The organism is Mycobacterium sp. NGS49 (assembly GCF_059812565.1).
Window position 1 is genome coordinate 48922 of sequence record NZ_JCALCX010000006.1, and the last position, 15105, is coordinate 64026.

The following is a 15105-nucleotide window of genomic DNA, read 5'->3' on the forward strand; positions in this document are numbered from 1 at the left end:
TCGATGAACTGCTGACGAAGCGGATCGCACGGGCGTAACGGTCGTCGCTCGCCGAACAGGACCGAGCCCGCGCCATATTCCGGGCGGGTTCACGTTGCTGTACGCCCGTCCGCGTGATCGGGACCCTATCGTGGGGTCTGTTTGCCCATCGCGATTGCTTATTGAACACGTGTATACGTGGCGCCGTGTTAGAGATAGGCTCTCAGCCATTGATGCGCTGCATGATCGGCGAGCCTCTTCGTTTTTGGAGGGATGAACGACATGGTCAGGTCGAAACCCGCCCTATGGTTCGCGGTCCGTTTACGCGTCGACGCGAAGGCTGCAACTACCGGGTGATGGTAGCCACGTAGTCGGGTTGAGCCACAGCGAAAGGATGGCCGATGACGTATCCCATGTTGCCTCCGGAGATCAACTCGGCGCTGTTGCACAACGGCGCCGGATCCGCGCCAATGCTCGCAGCCGCGACGGCATGGAGCGGACTGGCCGACGAGTTGCGCTCGGCAGCAACCTCATTCGCCTCGATTACGTCCGATCTGGCCAGTGGGCCATGGCAGGGCGCTGCCGCGTCCAAGATGACCGAGGCGGCCGCGCCGTACGCGGCTTTCCTCACTGCGGCGGCTACTCAGTCCGAGGGGGCGGCCAGTGGAGCTGTTGCAGTCGCAGCGGCGTTCGAGGCCGCTCAAGCCGCGACGGTGCAACCAGCTCTGGTCGCGATCAACCGCGCTGTCACCGCTGCATTGGCCAGATTGAACTTATTCGGTTTCAATATTCCGGCAATCGCGGCCATGGAGGCCGCCTATGAAGAGATGTGGGCTCAGGATGTGGCCGCGATGTTCGCGTACCACGTCGGCGTTTCGCAGGCCTGGTCGCGGCTGTGTCCCATCACGGAACTGCTACGCGGTTTGCCGAGATTGCCTACTGCGCCACCGGCAACGCCGCCACCCGTTACGACACCGCCAACGACGACGCCGCCGCCATCGCCCAACCCCACCCCCACACCCAGACCAACGCCGACTCCCACACCCACCCCCCGACCGACCCCGACTCCCACACCCAGACCGACCCCTAATCCGAGACCGACCCCTAACCCGACTCCCACACCCAGACCAACCCCGAACCCCAGACCGACCCCCCGGCCGTTTGATGTTCCTACGGCGCCCTCGCAACCGGGGTGGAGGGTAGAGCCAGGGATCAGGTACAGGTTTTAGAAACAACGTCACCGGCAGGTGAGTGACTCCTAACACTGCCTACCAGACCCACGCGCCACTCGGCTCGTCTCACAGCTGGCACCTAACCAGCGCATAGCGGCCACTACTGTTTGCCCCTGCATCATTCGTGGCATGAGCGAAATTACCGACACTTCAGGGACTTCTACGGCCGTGGTACCGCCGGCGCCGGTGGTCGACCGGACGCCGAAGGTGTTCAAGGCGGCGGCATGGGTTGCCATCGTCGCCGGCATCGTATTCATCGTCGCGGTCATCTTCTTCACCGGCTTCAGGCTGGGTTTGGCCGCCGGGCACGGCGGCGGGCACCACCGGCACCACAAGCACCACCCGGCGATGATGCACCGCTCGGGCTTCCCCAACGGGGGCGCGCCGGCGGTGAATCCCGGCACCGGTCCCGCCGGGCCCAGCCAGCTGCCGACCTCGGTCGCACCCTCCGTCACTCCCTCGGCCACACCCGGCCGCTGAACACCCTCCTCCGTCCAGCCCGGCGCTGCACAGCGCCGGGCTTCATCAATTCACGGCAACTTTGTGAGCGCGCCCCTTTACGCTGCTGCGGGGCTGGACCATATTCGAAGGTATGAGTGAGACACCGGAATCAACGACCCCACCGGCTGCAGTTGCCACCGCGCCGCCGACCAGGACGGATTACCGGGAGAAGCCGCCCCGGCTGTACCGGGTTGCGGCGTGGGTGGTGATCGTCGCCGGCATCGTGTTCATCGCTTCCACGTTGTTGTTCACCGGTGCCATGATCTTCGGCGGCGGACCCTGCCATCACCACCGCCACCACCACCACGGCATGTTCCGGCCCGATGGTCCCGGTGGTCCGGGCGGGCCCGGCTGGCAGTTCCGTTTCCCCGGCGGTCCGCCGCCTCCGGGCATGGGTCCCGGATTCCCCGGTGGCCCTGGTGGTCCCGGCGGGCCGGCCGCCGCTCCGCCCGGTGCCGGCCCCGGCCAGGCGCCGGCCTCGGGCCCCACCGCACCCAGCACCGCGCCCACTCGCCCGTAGTCCGATGCCGGGGCTTCGGACCACGGCGGTCTGTTCGGTTTCGGTACAGGGACACCCCGGGTACACCGAAGTGCATGCCCCGGATTCGGGGCCAGATCACAGAGTGCTTGCTGCCCTTGATTTCTCGATAGTTCAGGTAGAGGAGATTGCGAAATGACGGAACGGTACACCACCACGGACGGCGGCAGCCCGGCACCCAGTGACGAGCAGTCGTTGACCCTCGGTCCCGACGGTCCGATCCTGCTGCAAGACCATTACCTGATCGAGCAGATGGCGCAGTTCAACCGGGAACGCATCCCGGAGCGCCAACCGCATGCCAAGGGCGGGGGTGCCTTCGGCCACTTCGAGGTGACGCACGACGTCAGCCGGTACACGAGGGCGGCGGTGTTCCAGCCCGGGACCAAGACCGACACCCTGATCAGGTTCTCCACCGTCGCCGGCGAGCGCGGCAGCCCAGACACCTGGCGCGACCCGCGTGGTTTCGCGCTGAAGTTCTACACGTCGGAGGGCAACTTCGACATGGTCGGCAACAACACCCCGGTCTTCTTCATCCGCGACCCGATGAAGTTCCAGCACTTCATCCGCTCCCAGAAGCGCATGCAGGCGACCAATCTGCGCGATCACACCATGCAATGGGACTTCTGGACCCTGGTGCCGGAGTCGGCACACCAGGTGACCTGGTTGATGGGTGACCGCGGCATCCCCAAGACGTGGCGCCACATGAACGGGTACAGCAGCCACACCTACAGCTGGATCAACGCCGACGGCGAGATCTTCTGGGTCAAGTACCACTTCAAGAGCGACCAGGGCGTCGACTACCTCACCCAGGAGGACGCAGATCGGCTGGCCGGCGAGGACGGCGACTACCACCAGCGCGATCTGTACGAAACCATCGAGAGCGGCGACTTCCCGAGCTGGACGCTCAAGATGCAGATCATGCCGTTCGAGGAGGCGAAGACCTACCGGTACAACCCGTTCGACCTGACCAAGGTCTGGCCGCACGGCGACTACCCGCTGATCGATGTCGGCAAGCTGACCCTGACGCGCAACGTCACCGACTATCACACCGAGATCGAGCAGGCGGCCTTCGAGCCGAACAACATCGTGCCGGGGACCGGTCTGAGCCCGGACAAGATGCTGCTCGCCCGTGGCTTCTCCTACTCGGATGCGCACCGCGCCCGGCTGGGGACGAATTACCGACAGATTCCGGTCAACACCCCGAAGGTCGAGGTCAACAGCTACTCCAAAGACGGCGCCATGCGGGTCAAGAACGTCTCCGATCCCGTTTACGCGCCCAACTCCTTCGGTGGCCCGCACGCCGACCCGGCACGCGCCGCCGAAGTGCGCTGGCAGGCCGACGGCGAGATGATCCGCGCCGCCTACACGCTGCGTCCCGAGGATGACGACTGGGGTCAGGCCGGCACGCTGGTGCGCGAGGTGCTCGACGACGACGCGCGAGAGCGCTTGGCCGGCAACATTATTGGGCACGTTTCCAAGGGCGTCAAGGAGCCGGTGCTGTCCCGGGTGTTCGAGTACTGGCGCAATGTCGACCCCGACCTCGGCAAGAAGGTCGAAGAGGGGGTCCGGGCGAACCTCGGCTGAGGATGTCGCGGCCGCGGGGTTTCAAACCCGGCTGCGCGAAAACGTGTTGCCGGTGACCGGGGCCTGCCAGGCTGGCGTAGCGGGCCACGGTGCCGCGCCGGTTCGCGGCACCACCGGACGCACCGGGCCGGCAGCCAAGGTAAAAATGGGTACTCGGTGGCCTCGTGCAACTGAACATGGTCGGGAATTTGTCGGTGCTCTCTGGAAGATGAAGTGAGGGTGGTTATCGTTTCGATAGCTGCCCACCCAGCTGCCCCGGAGGGATCGTGATATGACGCGCATCACCGCCACCGCGGGCCGCCAGGTGAACCTGGCCGACGCCGAGCTGACCAGTTCGGCCGCCGTCGCCCAGTACGTTGCCGATGGCTGCCTGGTCGACGGACCGGTGGGACGCGTCGGTCTGGAAATCGAGGCGCATTGCTTCGATCCGGCCGATCCCGTGCGCCGGCCGACCTGGGACGAGATCAGCGCGGTGCTCGAGTGGCTGGCCCCGCTCCCGGGCGGCAGCGCCGTCACGGTGGAACCCGGGGGCGCCGTCGAACTTTCCGGTCCGCCTGCCGAGGGCGTGCTGTCCGCGATCGATGCCATGGCCCGTGATCAGGCGGTGTTGCGAGCCGCCCTGGCCCAGGCCGGGCTGGGATTGGTGTTCCTGGGGGCGGACCCGCTGCGGTCGCCGCATCGGATCAACCCCGGCGCTCGCTACCGCGCCATGGAAGAGTTCTTCGCCGCCAGTGACAGCGGAGCAGCGGGCGCGGCGATGATGACCTCGACGGCGTCGATCCAGCTGAACCTGGACGCCGGTCCGCAGGCAGGGTGGGCGGCACGGGTCCGCCTGGCCCACGCACTGGGGCCCACGATGATCGCCATCGCCGCCAACTCCCCGATGCTGGCCGGCGAGTTCACCGGCTGGCAGTCCACCCGGCAGCGGGTGTGGGGTCAGATGGATTCCGCGCGGTGCGGCCCGATATTGGGGGTCAGCGGTGACGATCCGGGAACTGACTGGGCACGGTATGCGCTGAAGGCGCCGGTCATGATGGTGCGCAGTCCGGACACCGACGGCGCTTGCGCCGTCACGCACCACGTGCCGTTCACCGACTGGGTGGAAGGCCGGGTGCTGCTGGGCGATCGCCGGCCCACCATCGCCGACCTGGATTACCACCTGACCACGTTGTTCCCCCCGGTGCGCCCCCGGCAGTGGCTGGAGATCCGCTATCTCGACAGCGTCCCCGACGCCATCTGGCCGGCGCTGGTTCTCACGCTGACGACCCTGCTCGACGATCCGGCCGCGGCCGACCTCGCCGCGGCCGCCGTCGAGCCGGTGGCGACCGCGTGGGACGTCGCCGCCCGGGTCGGCCTGCGGGATCGGCGGCTCTACGCAGCGGCCAACCGCTGCCTGTCCATCGCCGCCGAGCGGGCGCCTGCCGAACTCACGCCCGAACTGGCCGGTGCGATGCAGCAGTTGAGGCTCAGCGTCGAAACGGGGCGATGTCCGGCCGACGACTTCTCCGACCGCGTCGTCGAGCATGGGATCGCCGCGACGGTCGCCCAGGCGGTGCGTGCGGCACAAGGGGAGCAGTGACCGCACGGGAACAGCTGGCCGCCGATCTGGAGCGGGCACGGGCGCGGACGCTGCGGCTGGTCGATTTCGACGACGACGAACTACGCCGGCAGCACGACCCGCTGATGAGCCCCCTGGTGTGGGACCTGGCCCACATCGGTCAGCAGGAAGAGCTCTGGTTGCTGCGTGACGGCAACCCGGATCGCCCGGGCATGCTGCCGACCGAGATCGAGGGGCTTTACGACGCGTTCGTGCATTCCCGCGCCAGCCGGGTGGACCTGCCGCTGCTGTCCCCGGCGCAGGCGCGTTCGTTCTGCCGTACGGTGCGCGACGCCGCGCTGGACGCGCTGGATGCGCTCCCCGACGACGCGGCGGACTTCCAGTTCGGCCTGGTGATCAGCCACGAAAATCAGCACGGCGAAACCATGCTGCAGGCGTTGAATCTGCGCAGCGGTGCACCGCTGCTTCGCGAGGTGTGCCGGGTCCCGGCCGGCCGGGCGGGAGTGGCCGGGACGTCGGTGCCGGTGCCCGGCGGCCCGTTTGTGCTCGGCGTGGATGCCGCGAGCGAGCCCTATTCGCTGGACAACGAACGCCCCGCCCACGTCGTGGAGGTACCGGGCTTTCGGATCGGGCGGGTACCGGTCACCAACGCGGAGTGGCGCGAGTTCATCGACGACGGCGGATATGCGCAACCTCGGTGGTGGTCCGAACGCGGATGGCAGCACCGGCAGCAGGCGGGCCTGACCGCGCCTCAGTTCTGGAGTGCCGGCACCCGCACCCGATTCGGGTATGTCGAGAACATTCCCGCCGATGAGCCGGTGCAGCATGTTTCCTACTTCGAGGCCGAGGCGTATGCGGCGTGGGCAGGGGCCCGACTGCCCACCGAGATCGAGTGGGAGAAGGCCTGCGCCTGGGATCCGGTGACGGCGTCCCGCCGGCGCTACCCATGGGGCGATGAGCAGCCGTCGGCTGATCTGTCCAACCTGGGCGGCACCGCGCTGCGTCCCGCGCCGGTGGGTGCGTACCCGGCGGGCGCCTCGGCGTATGGGGCCGAGCAGATGCTGGGTGACGTCTGGGAGTGGACCAGTTCGCCACTGCGGCCCTGGCCCGGATTCGTGCCGATGATCTACGAGCGCTACTCGCAGCCCTTTTTCGACGGGGACTATCGGGTGCTGCGCGGCGGATCGTGGGCGGTCGAGCAGTCCATCCTGCGACCCAGCTTCCGCAACTGGGACCACCCCTACCGCCGTCAGATCTTCTCGGGTGTCCGGCTGGCCTGGGACGCCTGATGTGTCGTCACCTGGGATGGCTCGGTGCTCCGGTCAGTGTGGCGTCGCTGGTGCTCGACCCGCCGCAGGGTCTGCGGGTGCAGTCCTATGCGCCGCGACGCCAAAAGCACGGGCTGATGAACGCCGACGGGTGGGGTGTGGGTTTCTTCGATCCGTTATCCGAAGGCGCCACGCCGCGGCGCTGGCGCAGCCCGGCACCGTTGTGGGGAGACGGCTCGTTCGAATCGGTGGCGCCGGCGTTGCGGAGCCACTGCGTGGTGGCGGCGGTGCGTTCGGCGACAATCGGCATGCCGATCGAAGCCAGTGCCACCGCGCCCTTCACCGATGGGCAGTGGTTGTTGTCACACAACGGCGTCGTCGATCGCGCCGTGTTGCCCCGGCACGCGGACGCCGAATCAGTCTGTGACAGCGCGGTTCTCGCGGCCGCCATCTTCGCGCGCGGGCTGGACGCATTGGGTGACACCATCGTCGAGGTCGGCGCCGCCGACCCATTGGCCCGGCTGAACATCATGGCCGCCAACGGCTCTCGACTGCTCGCCAGCGCTTGGGGAGACACCTTGTGGATCCTGCGCCGCGCCGACGGGGTGGTGCTGGCCAGCGAACCCTACGATGACGACTCGGATTGGCAAGAGGTACCCGACCGGCACCTGGTGGAGGTCTCCGCCGGCGGCCGCGTTGTGTTGACTGCGTTGAACCGTTCGAAAGGATCCTGATGACGCTCACGCTGTCCAATCACCTGGCTGCGGACTCGGCGCTGCATGCACTGCGGCGCGACGTGTTCGTCGGCCTGCAGCAGACGCCGAAATCGTTGCCGCCCAAGTGGTTTTACGACGCAGTGGGCAGCGATCTGTTCGACCAGATCACCAGGCTGCCGGAGTACTACCCCACCCGTGCGGAAGCCGCGATCCTGCGTGCGCGCGCCGCGGAGATCGCATCGGCCAGCCAGGCCGACACCCTGGTCGAATTGGGCAGCGGGACGTCGGAGAAGACCCGGCTGCTGCTCGACGCGCTGCGCGACCGCGCTTCGCTGCGGAGCTTCGTGCCTTTCGACGTCGACGCCAACGTGCTGTCGGCTGCCGCCGGCGCCATCCAGAACGAGTATCCGGGCATCACGATCAACGCCGTCTGCGGGGATTTCGAGGAACACCTGACCGAGATTCCCCGGGGCGGGCGGCGGCTTTTCGTATTTCTGGGCTCGACGATCGGCAACCTCACGCCTGGGCCCCGCGCCGACTTTCTCGCGACACTGTCGGGTGTGATGCGGCCCGGGGACAGCCTGTTGCTCGGCACGGACCTGGTCAAGGACACCGATCGGCTGGTCCGTGCGTACGACGACGCGGCAGGGGTGACCGCGCGGTTCAATCTCAATGTGCTCGCGGTGATCAACCGGCAACTCGACGCCGATTTCGACGTCGACGGCTACGAACACGTCGCGCGGTGGAACAGCGAACAGGAGCGCATCGAGATGTGGCTGCGCTCCACGCGGCGCCAGCGGGTCCGCGTCGCGGCGCTGGACCTGACCGTCGACTTCGACGCCGGGGAGGAGATGATCACCGAGGTCTCCTGCAAGTTCCGCCCGGAAGCGGTAGGGGCGGAGCTGGCCGCAGCCGGTCTGCGCCGGATCCGGTGGTGGACCGACGAGGCGCACGACTTCGGTTTGTCGCTGGCCGCCAGGTGAGTGGGACCTTGAGTCCCGCCGGCGAGAGGCTGTCCCAGCAGTGGCGCGCGGCACGGCCACCGGTAGCCGGGTTGCACCTGGACAGTGCGGCCTGCTCGCGACAGAGTTTCGCGGCCCTCGACGCCGCCGCCCAGCATGCCCTGCACGAATCCGAGGTCGGCGGCTACGTGGCGGCCGAGGCCGCGGCCACGGTGCTCGACGCCGGACGTGCCGCGGTGGCGACACTGTGCGGGCTGGTCGATGCGGAGGTGGTCTATACCACCGGCTCGTTGCATGCGCTGGACGTGCTGTTGGGCAGCTGGCCGCGCGAGGGCCGTACCTTGGCATGTCTGCCCGGCGAGTACGGGCCCAATCTGGCGGTGATGGCCGCGCACGGTTTCGAAATTCGCCAGCTTCCTACCCTTGACGACGGTCGGCTGGCCATCGACGACGCGGCGTTCGAGCTGGAGGAGAATTCGCCGGGACTGGTTCACCTGACGCCCGTGGCCAGCCACCGCGGCATCGTGCAGCCGTTGGCCATGACGGCCGAGCTGTGCCGTGAGCTCGGTGTGCCGCTGGTAGTGGATGCCGCGCAGGCATTGGGGCAGATCGATTGCGCGGTGGGCGCCGATGTCACGTATTCGTCGTCGCGCAAATGGATGGCCGGGCCGCGCGGGGTCGGCGTCTTGGCGCTCCGACCCGAGCTGATGGAGCGGCTGACCCCGCGGATCCCCGCGCCGCTCGGTTTCGGCGAAGCGAATGTGGCCGCACGCGTGGGGTTTTCGGTGGCATTGGGAGAACACATGATGTCTGGGCCGGAACAGGTTCGGGCACGACTGGCCGAGTTGGGCAGCACCGCACGCACGCTGCTGGCCGACGTGGACGGCTGGGCGGTGGTCGAAGAAACCGAAGAACCCAGCGCGATCACCACACTGGCTCCCACCGAGGGCGCCGACCCGGAAGAAGTGCGTGATTGGTTGCTCGCGGAGCGCCGAATCCTCACCACCTACGCCGGCCTGCAGCGGGCACCGCGGGAGCTGACGGCGCCGGTGCTGCGCATCTCGCCGCATGTCGACACTTCGGCACCAGACCTGGAAACCTTCGCCGAAGCCCTCATCGAGGCGACGGCAGCCACGTCGGGTTGACGCGCCGTCAGCCTGCCTTGTGCGCGCTCAGCAGGTAGGCGGGGAATTTCACCCGCCCCTTCTCGTCATGGTCGTGCACCGAAAACTCGACCGGCGGCCCGGGCAGCGGCGGGGGGGCCGCGAGGGCGTGCGCATGAAGGAAAGCCGGCCGGATTTCGTCGATCTCCGAGTACTTGCCGACCGCGGCACGCAACTCGTCCTCGTCGACCTCATTGGGCTTGGTCTCCAGCTCGGCCGGGAACGCGCCCTTGGCGAACACCAGTACGTAGGAGCCGGCCCCCGGTGCGGCCAGCGCCAGCGACAGCTCCGCATAACCGCATCCGGCGTCCAGCACGTCACTGCGGACCCACCCGTCGGCGATCAATGCGGCCAGTTCGGGTTGCGGCTCAACGATATTCCACGGCGGCGGACCCTGGAAGACTCCCTGCTGCTGATATGCCTGGTCCCAATCCATCACCTCGTCGGCCATGGCTCGCAACGTACCGATAACCGTCGCCGACCTGGCCGGGGCCGCCGGTCTGTCCCGTGGGCACTTCAGCCGCATGTTCACCCGTACCCAGCGCCCACCTGTGGGTGCACGACCAGGAAGTCGCACTGAAGTACTGGACCGAGAAGGCGGGTATGGAAGTGCGACAAGATGTTTCACTGCCGGACCTGGATTTCCGGTGGCTCACCGTCGGCCCTCCCGGACAAGACGACGTGTCCCTAGTGCTGATGGCGATTCCGGGCCGGATGGACGACGCGACCCACCAGCAGGTGGCCGACCTGATGGCCAAGGGTTTCGCCGGCACGGTATTCCTCACCACCGAGGACCGTGCGGCCAGATATACCGAGATGAAGGCCCGCGGCGTGGAATTCACCGAAGCGCCGCATGAGATGCCCGACGGCATCGACTGCGGGTTCCGGGACCCGTCGGGAAACAGTGTCCGGTTGACCCAGTTGGCGCAAATCGGCTAGCTGGTCTTGCGGATCGGCCAGGTGTGCACCGGTTCGTTGGCGTGCATGTGTTCGCAGTAGCGGCGCAGCATCTCGGCCAGGGCGCGGGGCCGGGTCATGCCGGCGTCCTCCAGCGCGCCGACGGTGGACACCTGCCAGCTGGCGCCATTGCGTCCGGTCCGGGCGCGGCCCTCGATGACGCCGAGGAAACGTTCGCGCACTTCGACATCGACACCCCACCGCCGCAGACCCTCGTGGGCCATCGGCAAAAGCGTGTCCAGCACCAGCTTTCGAGCGCTCACCTCGCCGATACCCGGCCAGTGCAGCTGCGCGTCGATGCCCTGTTGAGCGGCCTCCAGGAAATTCCGGTGCGCCAGCGGGAAACTCATCTGCGACCACACGGGCTGGTCGGCCTCTGACATGGTACGCAACACGCCGTAGTAGAAGGCTGAATTGGCAAGCATGTCAACGACACTCGGCCCGGCCGGCAATACCCGGTTCTCCAGGCGCAGCTGTGGGCGGCCCTCGAAGACGTCGTACACCGGCCGGTTCCAGCGGTACACGGTGCCGTTGTGCAGGCGCAGTTCGGAGAGCCGCGGCGCGCGTCCCGCCGTCAGTTCCGCTACGGGATCCTCGTCGGACAGTTCCGGCAGGAGCGATGGGAAATAGCGGATGTTCTCTTTGAACAGGTCAACGGCCGAGGTGATCCAGCGCTCGCCGAACCAGACCCGTGGCCGCACCCCCTGCGTCTTCAGCTCTTCCGGCCGGGTGTCGGTGGATTGGGCGAACAATTCGATGCGGGTCTCCGACCACAGCTGGTGGCCGAAGAAATACGGCGAGTTCGCGGCGAGTGCCAGTTGAGGGCCGGCCAGCGTCTGCGCGGCGTTCCAGTTGGCGGCGAAGTCATCCGGAGCCACCTGCAGGTGCAATTGCATGCTGGTGCAGGCGGATTCGGGTGCGATGGAAGCAGCCTGCCAGCTCAGCGGCTCGGGGCCGGCGATGTTGATGGGGATGTCCTCGCCGCGGGCCTCGAAGATCGACTCGTTGAGGGCTGCATACCGGTTCGACTCGCTCATCCAGCCTTCGGCGGATAAATGCTTGGGCATCAGGGTGGGCAGGATGCCGATCATGACGATGTGCGAACCGCTGGCATTGGCCTTGAGTTCGGCGTCATTGAGGCTGGCCCGGACATCTTTCTCCAGGTCCAGGGTGGTGTGTCCGGGCAGTGGACGGGGCGGCACGTTGAATTCGATGTTGTAAGCGCCCAATTCGGTCTGATAGGCGGGATCGCCGATCGCATCGAGCACGAATCGGTTCGACATCGCCGGCTGATATTCGGCGTCGACGAGGTTGCACTCGATCTCCATGCCGGTGAGCGGGCGCTCCGAATCGAAGATGGTACGCGAAAGCATCGTCTCGAGAACGTCGAGACACAGCCGCACTTTGCGCCGGTACTCCCGCCGATGTGCGCGGTCATACGTGGTGCGCTTGACCTCTTCGCCCACCTGACCGATGGAACAGGTTTACCGGCCCCGGCGCAAGCTGGCCACCGCGATCTGCGGCGACGCCGGGAACAGGGAGCCGCCGCGCAGGTTGACCTCGATCGCGGGATCGGCATGCTCGGCCAGCGCCAGCAACGCCGACGGGCTGTAGGCCCGCAGCGAGCTGATGATTCCGTCGTGGGGCATCGTAAACATCGCCAGCGGCAACATCTGCGCCAACCGAAACAGGTGCGGTATCGGCCGTGGCCGGGGCAGATCGATGATCAACAATTTGTCCGCCACCCGGGTGCCTTCGGCGAAGACCCTGGCCGCGGGGGCTGGCGGCAGGTGATGGAACGACAGCGCGAAAACCGCGAGGTCGTAGCTGCGATCCGGCGCGTCGATGGCCGTGGCGTCCATCTCTCGGACGGTGGCCCGGGGGTGAGAGCCGAGGTCGCCCGCGCGTATCGCGGCAACCAGCGAGGCATCGATGTCAGTGACCGTGACAGTGGCAGTGGGATGCATTTCCAGCAGCGTTCGGGCCAGCCCGCCGTGGCCGGAGCCCAATTCGAGGATCTTCGGGTCAGGCACATCGCCGACTTCCTCGAGCACGATCCGGGCAATCTTCTTGTGCAGCCGGAAAAGCCGGCCCATCCTGTCCAATGAGCGGATCGCGGCACGTTTCTTGTCGTCCACATCGTCGCGGTCGATGTACTCCGGACGGTCGGTCTCCAGCCACCGGTCGAGCCACGACGCATCAGGACCGCCCCGCGGCATGTTCTCGATGTCAACGGCCACATAGATAATCATGGACGATTATCTGCAGTGTTCAACGTCACCCCTAGGAGAGGGCCGGGAGTTGGCCGTATCGCCGGAATTCGTAGCAGCCATCGACCAGGGCACCACCAGTACCCGCTGCATGATCTTCGATCACGACGGGGCCGAGGTGGCCCGTCATCAGCTCGAGCACGACCAGATCCTGCCCCGGGCCGGCTGGGTGGAGCACAACCCGGTCGAGATCTGGGAGCGCACTGCCTCCGTGCTGATGTCCGTGCTGAACGCCAGCAACATATCCCCGAAAGACATTGCGGCCCTGGGGATCACCAATCAGCGGGAGACGACGCTGGTGTGGAACCGCAAGACTGGCCGGCCTTACTACAACGCGATCGTCTGGCAGGACACCCGGACCGACCGCATCGCATCGGCGCTGGATCGAGATGGTCGCGGGGACGTGATCCGCCGAAAGGCGGGTCTGCCGCCGGCCACGTACTTCTCCGGCGGCAAGCTGCAATGGATCTTGGAGAACGTCGACGGGGTGCGCGCGGACGCCGAGCGTGGCGACGCGCTGTTCGGCACCCCTGACACCTGGGTGTTGTGGAACCTGACCGGCGGGCCGCGCGGCGGCGTGCACGTCACCGATGTCACCAACGCCAGCCGGACCATGCTGATGAACCTGGAAACGCTGGACTGGGACGACGAACTGCTGTCGTTCTTCTCCATCCCCCGGGAGATGCTGCCCAAGATCGAGCCGTCCGCCCCGGTGCAGCCCTATGGCGTCACCTCCGATACTGGTCCGATCGGCGGCGAGGTGCCGATCACCGGTGTCCTGGGGGATCAGCACGCGGCGATGGTCGGTCAGGTCTGCCTGGACGCTGGCGAGGCGAAAAACACCTACGGCACCGGAAATTTCCTGCTGTTGAACACCGGCGAGACGATCGTGCGGTCGCAGAACGGGCTGCTCACCACGGTGTGTTACCAGTTCGGGGACGCCAAGCCCGTGTATGCGCTGGAGGGCTCGATCGCGGTGACGGGCTCGGCGGTGCAGTGGCTGCGCGACCAGCTGGGCATCATCAGCGGCGCCTCGCAGAGCGAGTCGCTGGCCCGGCAGGTTGCCGACAACGGCGGGGTGTACTTCGTGCCGGCGTTCTCCGGGTTGTTCGCGCCGTACTGGCGATCCGATGCGCGCGGCGCGATCGTCGGGCTGTCCCGGTTCAACACCAACGCGCACCTGGCACGCGCGACGCTGGAAGCGATCTGCTACCAGAGCCGCGATGTCGTGGACGCCATGGAGGCCGACTCGGGCGTGCGCCTCGAGATCTTGAAGGTCGACGGCGGCATCACCAGCAACGATCTGTGCATGCAGATCCAGGCCGACGTGCTGGGTGTGGACGTGGTGCGGCCGGTGGTGGCCGAGACCACCGCGCTGGGAGCCGCGTACGCGGCGGGGCTGGCGGTCGGCTTCTGGGACGGCCCGGACGACCTGCGTGCCAACTGGCGCGAGGACAAACGCTGGACGCCGAACTGGGACGACGATCAGCGTGCCGAAGGATATGCGGGTTGGCGTAAAGCGGTACAGCGGACCCTGGACTGGGTCGACGTGTCCTGATCCAGGGTCCGCTCGCGGGCCTCAGTCCTCGCCGAGGATGCCGTAGATCTCGCGGCGGGCGTTGTTGAGCACTTCGACGATCCGTTGCTGCTGCTCAGAGCTGGCGGCGTGGGCAGACTGGCCCACCGCGCCGAACAACTGGCGGGCGGCTGTCCGCAGGCTGATGTGCCCGGGATCCACACCTTCGGCGATCTCGTCCCAGGGCGGCGTGTGAACGCTTGCCGCGGCGGCGCGACCGTCTTCGGTCAGCTTGAACAGCTTCTTGCTGCCGTCGGATTCGCTGGCCGTGATCAGTCCCTCGTCATCGAGCAACTGCAGGGTCGGATACACCGAACCCGGGCTGGGCTTCCAGAGGCCGTTGCTGCGTTCGGCGATCTGCTGGATCATCTCGTAACCGTGCATCGGCCGGTCGTTCAGCAGCACGAGGATGGCCGCCCGGACGTCACCGCGCCGGCCACGCCCGCCGCGGCGTCCACCGCCGGGTCCGCCGAACCCGAAACCGAAGCCGAATCCAGGACCGAAGCCGGGACCGAAGCCGGGGCCGAAACCCACCGGCCCCGGGTGGTCGCCCGACTGCTCGCGCAGGTTCGCAAAGAACTCTCGGCGAGCCTGCCGACGGGCACCGTGCAGGGCGCGCCGTGAAACAGGGCCCAGCAGGGGGCCGGGCCCGAACCCGAAGCCGGGGCGCGGGCCGAAGGGCCCGGCTGGAGGAGCGAAAGGGGTGTTCATGTCGCAATTCCTTCTGGTCATGGGAGGCGTCACGCGACGTTCTCCGGTATATCAATGACTATCACGATATATCGTTAACTATCGGAATGC

15 protein-coding genes and 1 pseudogene are annotated in these 15105 nt (G+C 67.1%); 12 read left to right on the forward strand and 4 right to left on the reverse strand.

The annotated features are described in order from the left end of the window. Positions 1 to 392: 392 nt before the first annotated feature. The 10 genes and pseudogenes from AC5Y7D_RS07725 to egtE all read left to right on the forward strand — a co-directional run. Positions 393 to 815, forward strand: a pseudogene (locus AC5Y7D_RS07725) (PPE family protein); the annotation flags it as partial. 59 nt (positions 816 to 874) lie between these two features. After that, positions 875 to 1069 carry a hypothetical protein gene (locus AC5Y7D_RS07730; protein WP_499923231.1) on the forward strand — a complete coding sequence of 65 codons (195 nt, stop codon included), beginning with the start codon at positions 875 to 877 and terminating at the stop codon, positions 1067 to 1069. A gap of 262 nt (positions 1070 to 1331) precedes the next feature. Then, positions 1332 to 1691 (forward strand): hypothetical protein, encoded by a 360-nt coding sequence (locus AC5Y7D_RS07735; protein WP_499923155.1) that lies wholly within the window; start codon positions 1332 to 1334, stop codon positions 1689 to 1691. Between the two features lie 112 nt (positions 1692 to 1803). Beyond that, positions 1804 to 2232, forward strand: a complete 429-nt coding sequence (locus tag AC5Y7D_RS07740) for a hypothetical protein (protein WP_499922810.1) — start codon at positions 1804 to 1806, stop codon at positions 2230 to 2232. A 153-nt stretch (positions 2233 to 2385) separates the two neighbouring features. After that, on the forward strand, positions 2386 to 3834 hold the full coding sequence (locus AC5Y7D_RS07745) for a catalase (protein ID WP_499922811.1): 1449 nt from the start codon (positions 2386 to 2388) through the stop codon (positions 3832 to 3834). A 271-nt stretch (positions 3835 to 4105) separates the two neighbouring features. Further along, entirely contained in the window at positions 4106 to 5413 is a 1308-nt protein-coding gene (egtA, locus tag AC5Y7D_RS07750; protein ID WP_499922813.1) for an ergothioneine biosynthesis glutamate--cysteine ligase EgtA, read from the forward strand. Beyond that, positions 5410 to 6681, forward strand: a complete 1272-nt coding sequence (egtB, locus tag AC5Y7D_RS07755; protein ID WP_499922815.1) for an ergothioneine biosynthesis protein EgtB — start codon at positions 5410 to 5412, stop codon at positions 6679 to 6681. Before egtA ends, egtB begins: the two co-directional genes overlap by 4 nt. After that, on the forward strand, positions 6681 to 7394 hold the full coding sequence (egtC, locus tag AC5Y7D_RS07760; protein ID WP_499922817.1) for an ergothioneine biosynthesis protein EgtC: 714 nt from the start codon (positions 6681 to 6683) through the stop codon (positions 7392 to 7394). Before egtB ends, egtC begins: the two co-directional genes overlap by 1 nt. Further along, positions 7394 to 8359: an L-histidine N(alpha)-methyltransferase gene (egtD, locus tag AC5Y7D_RS07765; RefSeq protein ID WP_499922818.1), complete on the forward strand. Its 966-nt coding sequence runs from the start codon at positions 7394 to 7396 to the stop codon at positions 8357 to 8359. Before egtC ends, egtD begins: the two co-directional genes overlap by 1 nt. Further along, the gene (gene egtE / locus AC5Y7D_RS07770; RefSeq protein WP_499922821.1) at positions 8356 to 9483 is read left to right on the forward strand and encodes an ergothioneine biosynthesis PLP-dependent enzyme EgtE; all 1128 of its coding nucleotides are present in this window, start codon (positions 8356 to 8358) and stop codon (positions 9481 to 9483) included. The genes egtD and egtE overlap by 4 nt, the downstream gene beginning before the upstream one ends. A 7-nt stretch (positions 9484 to 9490) precedes the next feature. Here egtE and AC5Y7D_RS07775 read toward each other — a convergent pair whose 3' ends face one another. Further along, a complete protein-coding gene (locus tag AC5Y7D_RS07775; RefSeq protein ID WP_499922824.1) occupies positions 9491 to 9952 on the reverse strand; it encodes a hypothetical protein in 462 nt (153 codons plus the stop codon). 56 nt (positions 9953 to 10008) lie between these two features. Here AC5Y7D_RS07775 and AC5Y7D_RS07780 point away from each other — a divergent pair, with 56 nt between their 5' ends. Continuing rightward, a complete protein-coding gene (locus AC5Y7D_RS07780) occupies positions 10009 to 10440 on the forward strand; it encodes a VOC family protein (RefSeq protein WP_499922826.1) in 432 nt (143 codons plus the stop codon). Here AC5Y7D_RS07780 and AC5Y7D_RS07785 read toward each other — a convergent pair. Next, positions 10437 to 11924, reverse strand: a complete 1488-nt coding sequence (locus tag AC5Y7D_RS07785) for a glutamate-cysteine ligase family protein (protein WP_499922829.1) — start codon at positions 11922 to 11924, stop codon at positions 10437 to 10439. The genes AC5Y7D_RS07780 and AC5Y7D_RS07785 overlap by 4 nt on opposite strands. A gap of 18 nt (positions 11925 to 11942) precedes the next feature. After that, positions 11943 to 12710 carry a class I SAM-dependent methyltransferase gene (locus AC5Y7D_RS07790; protein ID WP_499922832.1) on the reverse strand — a complete coding sequence of 256 codons (768 nt, stop codon included), beginning with the start codon at positions 12708 to 12710 and terminating at the stop codon, positions 11943 to 11945. On the opposite strand from AC5Y7D_RS07790, the gene glpK reads away from it, so the two are divergent. After that, on the forward strand, positions 12709 to 14286 hold the full coding sequence (gene glpK / locus AC5Y7D_RS07795; protein WP_499922836.1) for a glycerol kinase GlpK: 1578 nt from the start codon (positions 12709 to 12711) through the stop codon (positions 14284 to 14286). The genes AC5Y7D_RS07790 and glpK overlap by 2 nt on opposite strands. Before the next feature lie 21 nt (positions 14287 to 14307). Here the strand turns inward: glpK and AC5Y7D_RS07800 are convergent, their stop codons facing one another. Further along, a complete protein-coding gene (locus tag AC5Y7D_RS07800) occupies positions 14308 to 15015 on the reverse strand; it encodes a PadR family transcriptional regulator (RefSeq protein ID WP_499922840.1) in 708 nt (235 codons plus the stop codon). Positions 15016 to 15105: the final 90 nt, after the last annotated feature.

Bases quoted from the DNA above. Each gene is read 5' to 3' on its own strand.
- AC5Y7D_RS07740 (WP_499922810.1), top strand. From the start codon at position 1,804: ATGAGTGAGACACCGGAATCAACGACCCCACCGGCTGCAGTTGCCACC.
- AC5Y7D_RS07745 (WP_499922811.1), top strand. From the start codon at position 2,386: ATGACGGAACGGTACACCACCACGGACGGCGGCAGCCCGGCACCCAGT.
- egtA (WP_499922813.1), top strand. From the start codon at position 4,106: ATGACGCGCATCACCGCCACCGCGGGCCGCCAGGTGAACCTGGCCGAC.
- egtC (WP_499922817.1), top strand. From the start codon at position 6,681: ATGTGTCGTCACCTGGGATGGCTCGGTGCTCCGGTCAGTGTGGCGTCG.
- egtD (WP_499922818.1), top strand. From the start codon at position 7,394: ATGACGCTCACGCTGTCCAATCACCTGGCTGCGGACTCGGCGCTGCAT.
- AC5Y7D_RS07775 (WP_499922824.1), bottom strand. From the start codon at position 9,952: ATGGCCGACGAGGTGATGGATTGGGACCAGGCATATCAGCAGCAGGGA.
- glpK (WP_499922836.1), top strand. From the start codon at position 12,709: ATGGACGATTATCTGCAGTGTTCAACGTCACCCCTAGGAGAGGGCCGG.
- AC5Y7D_RS07790 (WP_499922832.1), bottom strand. From the start codon at position 12,710: ATGATTATCTATGTGGCCGTTGACATCGAGAACATGCCGCGGGGCGGT.
- AC5Y7D_RS07800 (WP_499922840.1), bottom strand. From the start codon at position 15,015: ATGAACACCCCTTTCGCTCCTCCAGCCGGGCCCTTCGGCCCGCGCCCC.